The 13,225-nt window shown below is 34.0% G+C and carries 10 protein-coding genes; all 10 read left to right on the forward strand.

The features are described from left to right. Nucleotides 1-112: 112 nt before the first annotated feature. Nucleotides 113-1,045, forward strand: a complete 933-nt coding sequence (locus JYB62_RS01750) for a sulfotransferase family protein (protein WP_205643729.1) — start codon at nucleotides 113-115, stop codon at nucleotides 1,043-1,045. 289 nt (nucleotides 1,046-1,334) lie between these two features. After that, a complete protein-coding gene (asnB, locus tag JYB62_RS01755) occupies nucleotides 1,335-3,029 on the forward strand; it encodes an asparagine synthase (glutamine-hydrolyzing) (RefSeq protein ID WP_205643730.1) in 1,695 nt (564 codons plus the stop codon). A gap of 144 nt (nucleotides 3,030-3,173) precedes the next feature. Next, entirely contained in the window at nucleotides 3,174-4,787 is a 1,614-nt protein-coding gene (locus tag JYB62_RS01760) for a hypothetical protein (RefSeq protein WP_205643731.1), read from the forward strand. A gap of 170 nt (nucleotides 4,788-4,957) precedes the next feature. Then, nucleotides 4,958-5,857 carry an MraY family glycosyltransferase gene (locus JYB62_RS01765; RefSeq protein WP_205643732.1) on the forward strand — a complete coding sequence of 300 codons (900 nt, stop codon included), beginning with the start codon at nucleotides 4,958-4,960 and terminating at the stop codon, nucleotides 5,855-5,857. A gap of 554 nt (nucleotides 5,858-6,411) precedes the next feature. Beyond that, complete coding sequence (locus JYB62_RS01770; RefSeq protein ID WP_205643733.1) at nucleotides 6,412-6,879, forward strand: nucleoid-structuring protein H-NS; 468 nt, start codon at nucleotides 6,412-6,414, stop codon at nucleotides 6,877-6,879. 26 nt (nucleotides 6,880-6,905) lie between these two features. Next, entirely contained in the window at nucleotides 6,906-7,484 is a 579-nt protein-coding gene (locus JYB62_RS01775) for a hypothetical protein (RefSeq protein WP_074224683.1), read from the forward strand. Continuing rightward, nucleotides 7,481-8,323, forward strand: a complete 843-nt coding sequence (locus tag JYB62_RS01780; protein WP_205643734.1) for a hypothetical protein — start codon at nucleotides 7,481-7,483, stop codon at nucleotides 8,321-8,323. The genes JYB62_RS01775 and JYB62_RS01780 overlap by 4 nt, the downstream gene beginning before the upstream one ends. After that, complete coding sequence (locus JYB62_RS01785) at nucleotides 8,310-10,760, forward strand: leucine-rich repeat domain-containing protein (protein ID WP_205643735.1); 2,451 nt, start codon at nucleotides 8,310-8,312, stop codon at nucleotides 10,758-10,760. Before JYB62_RS01780 ends, JYB62_RS01785 begins: the two co-directional genes overlap by 14 nt. 427 nt (nucleotides 10,761-11,187) lie before the next feature. Continuing rightward, nucleotides 11,188-12,753: a hypothetical protein gene (locus tag JYB62_RS01790; protein WP_205643736.1), complete on the forward strand. Its 1,566-nt coding sequence runs from the start codon at nucleotides 11,188-11,190 to the stop codon at nucleotides 12,751-12,753. A gap of 213 nt (nucleotides 12,754-12,966) precedes the next feature. Then, nucleotides 12,967-13,221, forward strand: a complete 255-nt coding sequence (locus JYB62_RS01795) for a hypothetical protein (RefSeq protein WP_205643737.1) — start codon at nucleotides 12,967-12,969, stop codon at nucleotides 13,219-13,221. Nucleotides 13,222-13,225 lie beyond the last annotated feature (4 nt).

Raw genomic sequence — 13,225 nt, forward strand, 5'->3', positions numbered from 1 at the left:
TCATAAAAAAAATAAATTTAAAAAAAATAATATTTCACCTTTTTTATTGAAATAATGGCGATTATTGTTTTGAAATGTTTCTCCTACAAATTTCTTAATATTTATTATTTTAATGGAAAAAGATAATCTACTAGATTTTATTTTTGTAGGCGGAATGCCTCGGTCTGGTACAACTTTAATAGGTCAATTGACGTCCCAAAGTAAAGACGTTTTCGGTATTAAAACTGATAACTCAATCATTAATTATTTGCCAAAAATTAAAAATGTAAGTTTTGATTTGACCAATTCTGATTTGGATTTAGTCATTCATAACCTAATAGCTAATACTACTGCACGAAAATGGAAGTTGACTGTGGAAGAAGTCAAATCTGTTACGGAAGAGTTTCCTGTGAGTAATTGGTATGATTTGGCTATTTGTTTTATGATTGCCGCAAAAAACAAATTCAAAAAAATAATTTATATCAAAAGCCCTGGATTGGAATTCTATTTTTCGAAGATAGAACAGCACTTACCTGACAAATATGCTAGAAAATATGTTTATGTGGTCCGAAGTCCATTAGACTCTTATTTAAGTATGAAGTATGCGGGACTGGCGTGGAGGAATAAAATAGGTAGACTTGTGGATACTTCTGTGAATTGGGCTTTTCGTTGGAGGCAATCTGTAAATATGTATTTGCTAAATAAGGAGTTATTAAAAGAAAACATATTCCTTATTAGACACGAGGATAATCTAGAAGATCGTGAAAAAGTATTTAAGAAGTATTTTGAATTTTTAGGTCTTGAACTCACCAAAAAAGTGTTGAATCACAAAAATGAAAGGCAAAGTTCCTTAGCAGGACATTCTGAAATAAAGAGGGAATTGACTCGTGTTGAAATTGAAAATATTTCTAATTATTGTTTTGACTATATGAAGTTGTTTGATTATTTACCTGAAAGTGAGAGATCAAATTCCTATACAGATTTTAGATTAACGGAGATTGATTTTATGGAGAGTAAAGAAATTGCAAAAACCTTATCCAAGATTATTATTAAAAATATTATATAGTTTATTATTGGTTTAATTATTTCTCATTTTTTTAATTTCTGGAATAGTGATGTATATATTTAAATATGGAGAATGAATCATATAATTTCGATTCATTCTCTATTAGTTTTAAGAAAAAGTATTTTTTAAATCAAAGGATTTTGGTTTTTTTTTCTTGTTGTTATAAATATTTATGGAATATTATCGATTCATTCTTAAGTCTGTTTATTTATTGGTAATATGATGATTATTTGAAGTTTTTATCAATAGTTATTATTGATTGTAAAGTATAAATAAAGTTTAATCAATTATGTGTGGGATAGCTGGTACAGTTGGTTTAGGGAGCAATGTAGAGGATGTTAAAAACATGTGTAAATCCATGCTCCATAGAGGGCCTGATAATACAGGGATTTGGGAAGACCAAGAGAATTGTGTTCTAGGCCATAACAGGCTAAGTATTATCGATCTTTCAGATGAAGCTAATCAACCATTTTTGTCTGCTAGCCAGCGGTATGTTCTAGTTTTTAATGGAGAAATCTATAATTATATAGAATTAAGAGATCAATTAGAAATTAAGAATTTTCGAACTAAATCAGATACAGAAGTTTTAATTGAGGCTTATGAAAAGTGGGGAAAAGCCATGCTTGATAAGTTGAATGGGATGTTTGCTTTTGCAATATGGGATAAAAAGGAAAAGAAGTTATTTGCAGCAAGAGATAGATTTGGGGTAAAACCCTATTACTATGCGGTTAAAGAAGAGAAATTATATTTCGCATCTGAAATCCCACCTTTGTTCAAAGCAGGAATTCCAAAGAAACCAAATTTGGCAATTTGGTCATCCTATTTCATTTCAGGTAAATATGGTGTAGGGAAGGAAACATTTTGGGAAGGTGTGAATTCTTTGGAACCTGGGTTTATTTTAGAATATAAAAATGGACAAACGGAGGTTCAACCATGGTATGATTTTGAAAAGAGAATTATTGAAATTAGAAATAACCCCATTACCGATTCAAAAGAATTTTTAAAAAATCTGCTTTTAGACTCAACGAAATTAAGATTTAGAGCAGATGTTCCTGTTGGTTTTAATTTAAGTGGAGGTTTGGACTCAAGTATGTTGTTTTCTTTGATTAATAGCCAATTTGGATCAGATTCCAATATTGAGGCTTTTACATTTTACACGGGGGATTCCAGGTATGACGAATTGGAATATGTTGAATCGTTACTTAAAGGTTCCAATTTTAAATTAAATCCAGTTTTACTAACTGCAAGTGAAGTGCCTAATTTGGCCCAAGAAATAGCGATTCAGCAAATGGAGCCTTATGGTGGATTGCCCACAATTGCCTATTCCAAACTTTTTAAAGATGCAGCGAACAAAGGGTTTAAAGTATTATTAGATGGTCAGGGTGCCGATGAATCATGGGCCGGATATGATTACTACTTCAATGATTCAAATCTCACATTGCAGGGAGTGAATTCTTCACCATTTAGAGCTAATGTTTTAAAAGACGATTTTTTAATACATCAATCTAAAGTATCATATACTCCAACGTTTGAGGAAAAATTATTGAATCTTCAGTATAGGGATTTGTTCCATACTAAACTTCAAAGAGCATTGAGATTCTCAGATAGGGTTTCGATGATGTCAAGTACAGAATTGAGAGAGCCATTTCTGGATTATCGATTGGTAGAACATGTTTTTGCTTTACCCTTGGAGATGAAAAAAAGAAATAACACGCAAAAATGGCTATTTCGAGAAATTGCTGATGATTTTCTTCATAATGATTTAAGATTGGCTCCAAAAAGACCACTACAAACTCCCCAGAGAGAATGGTTTGGAGGTGAATTAAAAGAGTGGGTCGCAGACAATGCCTTATCTCTAGATAAGTTGTCATGGTTTAATATGAATGAGCTGAAAAAAGAAATTGACAAGTACATAAACGGGGAGCAAGATAGTAGTTTCCATCTTTGGCAGTGGGTGAATACTGCATTGATTTTCAGTTGTTAGTTAAATTAGCTTTCTTGTTTATTAAATAGCTAAGCATTATTTACTTATTTGTAAACCTGCTGTTTTAATTTTATTTAGAAGTTTTATTTTTAATATTTTTTAAAGATGAGATATAAAATAAAAATTACAAATCTTTCGTTTGATATGGAATTTGAGCCTCTAGAAAATTCACAGGACGATTCCATATTTGTAAAAAATCACCGTGTTGAAGCGGGAGAATTGTTTCTAAGTTCCTCTGTTTTAGGAGATTTGTTGAAAAATAATTCCACCAAATATATCACCTTAGAGGACTTTAATTATGACTGGACTAAAGCCATACAGCATACTCAAGAGTCTGAAGTGTCTATTATCAAACTTCAAAAAGGTAAAAAATATAGAGTTAAAGAATATAAAACCCAAGACCTTATAAAGAATTTATTTATTGTTTCTGAGGGTAATTCTGAAATCTGTTTTGGTATTGATAATTACGATCAGTGGAATCCAAATCCTTCAATTGATCAAGACAGGTATGTATTTAATTTAGGTAAATGGAATGCTAGAGTTGGGGTTTTGAATGTTGACTTGAAATCTGCAACTACCATTTCGGAAGTCCAACCATTTTATCGAGGCATTTTTAAAAACTCTCCTTTTGAAAATCAATCTGGACTGATTGCTTTGATTAATTCAAATACGGATATGGAGTTTGGCTTGCTTTATTCTGGTGGTCAAGAAGAGGATTTAATTCTAATACAGAAAAATGTCAATTTTGAAGGGATCATCTGGCAAGAATTAAAGGCTAACAATGGGGGAGGATTAAAAGTAATAATGGAAAATTGTAATCTTAAACAAGTTGATCCTCCTACCTACTACAAGAAGCAGTTGAAGTTTTCTAAAAACTCAGTCATGGTCAATGATGGTAGTTTTAATCAGATTGAAAATTCGTTTCAAGGAATGGGGAACAGTTCCAATATTGTTTTTGTAGAAGGGATGACTTTCTTACTTCCTCCATCTACTTTTATCCGTAATTACCATAATAGATATAATGGGGATAATATAGAGAGTACCAATCGGGATATATCTCATTACATACATCCCATCCCAACAGTTGGAGAGAAGTTTCTGATGTCAAGAAGCTATGATGTTTACGGAGTGTCTATTCCAGAGATGCTAAGAAATGTCATCAACTGGGAAAAGTTAGGCTTGGATCCAATACCCAACGTAGTCAGATCATTACAAGTAGGGGACAGGTTGAGGATAGATGGGCAAGAATACCTGATCAAAATAACTGATAGGATTCCTGGAGTGGCTTTTAATTCAGAATATAGATTTAACGGTCAAGACTCTTATTATGCTCAGGAATTTAAATTGGATAAAGATCTTCCAGAAGATATGCCAATGGTAGTAGAGGTAGAAGTTTTAGAAAGTAAGGGGGAACAATTATTGGATGGAAACCTTCATGAGGGGTATATAATCTTTAAGTATAATAAGAATTGGCAGACTAATATGGATGTGAACCATGGTCTGGATTATATGCTAGCTTCCAATCCTTTTGGGGTACTTTCCTATAATCATAAAGAGATATCCCTTTGGGCTAAAAATACGGTACACCAAGGATATTACAGACAATCCAAATCTGGAAAGGGAAATTCCAAAGGATATACACTAATAAATTGCAGTGGCTTTGGAGACCAATTTAACCCAGAGGTACCTGTGAAAGAATCAGGTGAAATGGCTAAAAAAGCGAAGGGTTTTATCGATTTTTTAATGGCATTGGTTTAATAATTGCTCCAAAAACCGAACTTGCCCTTTATTTTAATTTAAGACAAGATCCTAATGTTCATTTATCAAATAACACGATTCGAATTTGATTTGACATACTGCACTGTATGATTTTATCCCATATTATAGTTTTCCTTATTCTATTATTGCTTGCGCTGATATACCAACGCATGGCGATAAAATTCAAAATCATTGATATTCCAAACAACAGAAGTTCCCATGCCATACCAACGGTAAGAGGAGGAGGAATTTTATTTCCAGTAGGAGTGATTTTATGGTGGATGGCTTTTGATTTCCAAAATCCCTGGATGGTCATTGGGGTTATTTTGGTTTCTGCCGTCTCCTTGATGGATGACTTATATTCTATTTCCAGGAAGATTCGATTTGGGGTTCAGTTTTTGGCAGTAAGTATGGCTTTTTATGATCTGGATTTATTTGCCAGCGTTTCTTGGTATGTATTACCCGTGTTTTATTTTTTCGCATTAGGAATTATTAATGCAGTCAATTTCATGGATGGTATCAATGGTTTGACCGGACTTTATTCCTTGGTATTTATGGCTAGTATGTTAGTGATAAATACCTATACGCCACTGTTTGACAGGGAATTGATTCAATACGAAATCCTTGCGCTAAGCGTTTTTCTGATTTTTAATTTTAGAAAAAGAGCGATGATGTTTGCCGGTGATATAGGAAGCATATCTATTGCTTATTTAATGATTTATTTTTTAACAAAATGGTATTTGTACGAACAGAGTTGGACCGTACTACTGTTTTTAATTGTTTATGGAGCTGATTCTATGCTTACCATGATCCAAAGATTGATCAAAAGAGAAAATGTGACTGAGCCACACCGCTCTCACCTTTATCAAATTTTGGCCAATGAAGGTAAAATAGATCATATCATTGTGGCAATGATTTTCGCGGGAATCCAGGGGGGGATCAATTATTTTCTGTTTATACAACATCGAGAGGTTCCTCCTGTGGATTTGTCTGTGCTAGTGATTGTGGTGTATGGGTTGATTTATCTGGCTTTGAAAAGAATTTATTTATCCAAATACAGAATCCCTTAATTATTGCTCTAGAGATTAGGTGTCTTAGGGTAATAAATAAGAAAAGCCGAGGGAATCCCTCGGCTCTTCGTTTAGGCAAACGCCCTATTTAAAACTTAACGCATTTCAAATATCGGGTATATTTCAACCCGAAGAAATACCTATAATTGGGTATTTTTTAAACATTCTGTGGGTTTTTCATGTCTTTCAAGATTTATTTTTTGATGCTTTTTGCCTTTTTTTATTAAAATGAAAAGCTAAAACAGTTTTTAAATCCCTTTTGATCTTACGGGGGATATTAGATTTCTTTCCTGACTACATGTTTTACCGACTAAAAAACTTCTCTCACTAAATGGTTTTATTTCAGGATTTCCCGAAAATTTTAGACTACCATTAAGCTAAACATGATGCCGTCAAAAAGGTGAATTGAAATATTAACAAAAAGGATTTACTATTTGGTATGGCATTTGTCTTTTAATCATCTGTTTTTATTTAATTTGTGCCAAATTTGCCGACCGGTTATTTCCGATACAGCAATTCCAAATAACACCTTAATATTTAATCAAACCCCTAAAATGAAAGAAAAGTTATTCTCTTTTTCGATCAACCGCTCTCTGATCATTGCCCTAGTAGGTCTGTTGGCTCTAGGTGCTTGTAAGAGTAAAAAGAAAGCTGTAGAACCAGCTCCGGCTCCTGCACCAGTAGAGACAGTAGAGCAAGCTCCACCTCCACCACCTGTTGCCTCTGCTGAAGAAGTGGCTGCCGAAAAATTGGAGAACTATTTTAATAGTGTAGCTTCCTCTGGAAGTACTTCGATGGCAAATCAATCTATTCAGGAAACACTTTCTATGTTTTCAAATCAGGAAACCCCGGTTTTGATTGTTATACATGAAGAAAACGGAATCAAGGATTACGATGAACCAACTACCATCAAAAAATACCTTGAATACCTGAAAGACACCAAGAAAAACTTGAATTTCATCTCTGACATTCGTCTGGATGCAAATGGTAAAGTTTCTGAATTGGAACTTAGAAGAAAATAATTCCTAACCTGAAAATTAGATTTGACATGAAAAATAAAATGATCCTTATGTTGGGCCTTTTTTTAGCCACAACAGTAAGTGTATTCGCTCAGGCGGATGATATTAGTCCTGCAAGAAAGCAGGCAATTGACTCATTAGCTTTAGAAAAAGTAAAAGATTTAAGTAAGTACATCAGCATTATCGGTAGCAAAGAAACTCAATTCTCTGAAGCTAACCGTGTAATGGACAGAGCAGAAGAACTATTCGCTCCTGGAGCTGAGATGGGTGTTTCCAGCATCAATTCCAGTGAAATTGCTTATTACAAAGTAAGACGTTATTTCGAGCGATTGATGGCATTAAATTATGACAGAGTAAATATCACATGGTATGACATTCAATACATCTCTGACCTTGAAAGACAGCCTGATGGCAGATATGTAGGTGTGATTACCGTATTCCAACGATTTGAAGGTACTTCCATTGAAACTGGAATGAACTATAAGGATACAACTAAAAAGGATATCACTATTTACGTAGAGAAAAAGCAAACTCAAATTGCCGGACGAACCATCGAATTCTGGGATGTGATGTTGGGTGATGTAAGAGTGACTGAAACCTCCGCATGAGATTAATTTCCCTGATATTTGCGTTTTTTATCGCAAGCATCTTTTTTGTCTCGGGGCAGGGCATAGGCGGCCCCGGGACAATCAAAGATGATGGTAGATTCGCAGCATCAACAAAGCAAGTAAATCAATTTTTTAGAAGGTTTAATGCCGAGGAATCGCCGACAGATGGTAATAAGAGATATTATCCAGGTGACTCCCTTTACCACAATAAAGCATTGAGACAGGGCTTTTTGAAAGTCCTTTTTGATAATCAAACTTCTTCTATTTCTCCTGACCTGAAAGACGAGTTTCAGAAAAATGTATTGTCGGATCAATATCCCCAATACTTGAATTTTCATAGAGAAGGGTGGATGGCAGAAGTACAAGCCGATTTCATTTTTAAAGGTAAAAGAGAAACGGCTACCCTAGTATTAAAATTACAGCCAGAAGGCTTGGGCTATGAATGGGTCATTGATAAGGTGAGTTTCCCCCCTTTTAAGGATCTTTTCAACAAGCCAGTAGGAGATTCCAAAGATTTTCTGCATCCATTAAGTCATGAATTAGGCTTCATGAACCTGCGTAGGGCCTTCCAAGACTCTAAAATGCCTGAAGCTTTTACAAAATCTAGTTTTGAACCGGATTATTTGACACTGTTTTTGTATGAAATGAAACAGGATAACGTTCGATTCGAAACTGTTAAAGATGTCAAATTCCATTTCTTTCAGGTCGAAGGATGGTATTTTGAAGTGAATCAATTCAACCGCCCAGGTTTTAATACCGGCTGGTTGATTTCAAATCTGGTGAAATTAAGTCCAGGTGATAAGGAAACTATCCTGAAATACATTTATGATCAAGAGTAAAGTATCCATTTTTCTATTTTGTCTTTTAGGTTTTGCTGCTTCTGTTCAAGCACAAAACATCAAAGGCTATACCCAAGAAGAAATCAAAGACTTCACTGGAAAAGTTGAAGATCAGGTTCGCTTTTTGGAATATCTTCTCAATACAGTTGGGAATGAAGAAACTCCTGCTCGGGATAAAGATGTGGTGATCAGAGAGAGTTACCTGAAAATATTTAGAGACGAACATGTGCAGGTGGAAGATGACCTGTTAATGGATAGAAAAGTAGTGACCAATAAAGATGTGACTGCTTATCTCAAAGACATCGAGTTCTTTTTTAACAATGTCAATTTCAAATTTAAAATCCGAGAAGTAAAGCCTTCTCAAAAGGATAATGGAGAGGTATTTTTTATAGTTTCCTTGGATAGAACGATCACAGCTACGGGAAAAACAGGTGAGAGCATTAGCAATACCAAGCCTCGGTTTGTGGAAGTGAATTTGGAAGATAATTCTCAAGAATTAAAAATTGCCAGTATCTATACCACCAAATTAAGTCGTGATGAGGAATTGATGGAATGGTGGGAGATTTTGGACCCCAATTGGAAAGTCTTTTTAAGAGAGAAATTCCAGATTTCAGAATTTGACTCAATTGATATCAATCAGTTGTATCGATTTGTGGAAATGGATAGCTTGGATATCTCTGGGACTGATTCGCTCTTGAATCTGAAGCCAATGGAAGCGATGAGGCAATTGAAGTATGTAAACCTTAGCAATACCCAAATTACTGAGTTAGGTCCAATTTCTAATGTTACTTTTCTTGAATATTTAGATGTTTCCAATACTCCAGCTTCAGATATCCAGTTTATCAAATATTCTGATCGATTAAAGCATTTGGATATATCCAATACACAGATTCAACATATTGAGGAGCTGGCCAACTTAAAATCATTGACAAGCCTCAAAGCCGACTATACTCCGATCATGAGCTTTGCAGTATTGAATGAGTTTGATAGCTTGAAAAACCTTAGCCTGGTACAAAGTGGTTTCAATAGTGCTGAAAATATCAAAGAACTAAAACACCTAAAAAGACTTGATCTAAGTCGTAATTACTTGATCAATTTCACCTCATTGGAAGCTTTGACGGATTTGGAATATTTAAACTTATCCGAAACCAATATCCAGGATATCACACCACTAAATACTTTAGAGAACCTTCAAGAAGTGGATTTGACTGGTACTCAGGTTGCAGATATTTCTGTTTTGAATGGCAAGGAAAAATTATTTAAGGTATTGGCCGACCAGACCAAGCTTTCAGTTTTGGCTGCTGATAATTTCACCAGAAATAACCCAACTGTCTTACTAATACACCATGTCAGAGATTTGGAGAGTTGGTGGTCTGGTTTATCGGATGCTTGGAAGTCTACTTTGAGAAAAGCCAATCCAAAGATTAGAACAGATAACCCGAATGTAGAAATCTTAACCGAAACCATTGGAGTGGAGGAATTGGACATGTCAGGGGAAGGTATTGAAACACTCAATCCAATCACTAGGTTTGTAAAGCTTCATAAGCTGAATTTCTCTGACAATGAAGTGAATGATTTATTGCCACTTTCTGAGGTAAAAACGTTGGTCGAGATCACGGGTAAAAACACCTTGGTGAGAGACATTTCTCCAATTAAAAACAATGAATTACTGGAAAGGATTGATTTAGAGGGAGCTCCCGTTGAGAGCATCATGGATGTGTTGTCTCTTCCAGAGTTGGTATATATCAATGTAAACAACTCCGCAATATTTGAGGAGGAAGTTCCAGAAATACTAATTCAAAAGCCAACTCTGAATATAATTTATCGGACAGATGAGTTGATGGCTTGGTGGGAAGAATTAGATGGAACATGGAAAAATTTGCTAAGAAGGCAAAATGGTACGCCGGAAGATCCAAATACCGAACAGTTACATGCCATGACTGAGAAGTCATCTTTAAGCTTTGAAAGTGTGCCGATTGGGAAAGTGGAAGCCTTGACCATCTTTAGTAATTTGAGATCCTTGACGATTTTTGATGCGCCATTGATGAATATGTCTCCGATTTCCGAATTAAAGCTTTTGAAGTCTTTAAAGCTTTCACAAGTTCCTGTTTCAGATTTTAGTACAATAGCTTCATTAACAGACCTAGAGGAACTGGACATTTCAAATACCGGTATTTCCGATTTAGAACCTCTTTCTAGTTTGATTCACCTAAAGAAGTTAAATATTTCAGGAACGAATCTGAAGACACTTCGAGGTTTAGAAGGACTAATTAATTTGGAAGAGCTGGACGTCGCTAGCACTAATTTGAGATCTTTAAGACAGATTGAAGGATTGACAAATCTGAAAAAATTGTCATGCTTCAATACCAGACTCAATAGCCGGTCTGTAGATAATTTCAAACAAGCAGTACCTGACTGTGAGGTGAGGTACTATTAAAGTATAAGGGGTAAAAAAATGTGGAAAAAAATCCCTTAATGATTGTCTAGGAAAAATGTTGAGAAAAGTTGCTTAATCACCCTGACATAAAGGTAGAAAGCTACAATGAAAAAAAAATACCCAGTACTGGGTATTTTTTTGTTTTTAGGCCCAGTATTTATCCACAGATTGTAAATTTTTATAGAAAACATTGAATCTTTATGAGGAGGGTTTTAAGGAGAACTGTTAATTTTATTTTGTGAATTTTGGCAAATCAGACCTTTCTAAAGTGGTTTGATTTATTTTTCCAAGTGCTGATCTATGACCACCTGTTTAATGCTTGGTTTAGGTAGCTCAAATCTATTTTGAATAGATTTGATTATCATTACTAAGCCGCCCTTAATTCAAAGATTGATTAATTGAAAGTTTAAATTTTTAAGTCAAAGCATTGAAAACATTTTATCGTGAAATAAATCTGAATTTCAATTCTAAAACTTGGCTTTGGCTAGGGATTCTAATTATGGTGGGTATTTGGAATTGCCCATGGCGATACCAGGTAAATGATGATGTAATCATGATGTGGTTGGTTTCAGGAGCTTATACTGGAAAAGAAGAATTTTATGCTGTTTTTATACATCCTATTCTTTCCTACTCTTTCTCCTTCTTATACAGGTATTTAAATCATACTTTTTCATGGTATAGCCTGTTTATGTATGCAGGTATTTTTTATTCCTATTATTTAATACAAACCAAGATTGAGGAAAAAGCATGGAATAACTCAAGTAAATTTTTATTTAAAATTTTGATTTTGGCTATTTGTTCTCATTTATGCATTTTCCCTCAGTTTACGCTGATAAGTGGATGGCTGGCATTGGCTTCCTGGTGTTTTATTATTGATGAAAATGAACAGCCCCAAAAGAAAAGACTATTGCTATTCTTTTTGGGGATTTCATGTTCAATGATGATAAGAATTGAAGCTTTTCTTTTAGTAAGTATTGGTGTATTCTATTATTATTTTCTAATCATTAACAGAAATACAATCCAAAAGAGAATTTGGATTATTGTACTCTTTTTAGCCGCTATTTTTTTCTTCTCCAAGAATATTTTTGAAAATAATTCTGAGTTCAAGGATTATTTGATCTTCAATAAGTTGAGGCACCAAGTGATTGATCATCCCGTTTTTTATGAAAACTCAAAAGATGATCTATATAAGCAAGATTCAAAATGGTATTATTTTTCAAAATGGTATTTTCAGGATAGTGAAATAGGTAATCCTGATCTTGTTCAATTGAAAACCATTTTAGACAAATCTTATCTTAATAAAGACTATATCATAAAATCATTTTCTAGATTTTGGGAGGTTCAAACATCAGAAATGTTTAAGGGCTTTATCAGCATTCTGTTGATTTTATTATTTGTGATATCATTTCCTAAACGGAATAACCTCATTTTTTTCGGATTGTGGATAGTGATGTTCTTTTCGGCAAACCACCTTTTTCATCTAAGAGGTAGAGTGGTTTTTTTATTTTTTATCGTGCTTTTATTTCCGCTGTTAGAAAATTCTAGAATGTTCATTAAAAGTAAATTGCCAATATATTTAGGTGTAGTAATAATTTTGTTTTTAGGTGCTCATTTTTCTAACTTCTGGAAAGAATCTATCAAAAGGGAAAAGTTGCTCAGTGAATACGATCAACTTATCAAGTTGAAAGAAGATGATGAATTCTTGATGCTGGAAGGTTTTTCGATTGAATATTTTTCGAAAAGATACAATAAGGAAAATCAAGTGCCTTTTTTTATTCATGGATGGGTTTCGAGAAGTCCTTTTCAGAAAAGAGCACTAAATAGATTAGGTTATGCTTCTTTAAAGGAAGTTGAAAAATTTGATTTGATTGTAGTAAATGAAAAAGCCCCTTTTGACACGAAGAACTATATGGAACAGATAAGTTCAAATTATATCATTGCTGATTCAATTATAACAGAAGAGTTGACCTTATTTAAATATTCAAGAAAATAACCCAACTTATAAATGAACATAGTCAAAAAGAAAGCAAGAAAACAACCAATATGATTATCAATGTTTTTAAAGGGGTATTTTCTAATAGTTTGGTTGTGTTTCTTAAATCCAATTCAAGTAGTTTTACCAGGATGATTAGTTCAGGTTAGCTCTTATTTTTATCAGAAAAAGGGAAAATGGTTTGACATACCTGAAAATTATGAAATCACCCAATTGAATTACGATCTGGTGATCGTGGATGCTCCTAAGAATAATGTCTGTAAATATTCAAGATATGGTTTTTTTCCTTTCTTGAAGGGTAGGATTTCCGAAAATGCAATCATTTATGGGGATGATTCTATTAGACTTGATGAAAAACAAATTGTGGAGTGGGCAAAGGAACATTTTCCAACGATAAATAAGTCTAAGTTTCATCAAAGATATACTAGGATCTCTGGGGAAGAAGCGTTTTCTACCCGACCTTTTTAATACC

This window comes from Algoriphagus lutimaris (assembly GCF_017051705.1).
Taxonomy (GTDB): domain Bacteria; phylum Bacteroidota; class Bacteroidia; order Cytophagales; family Cyclobacteriaceae; genus Algoriphagus; species Algoriphagus lutimaris.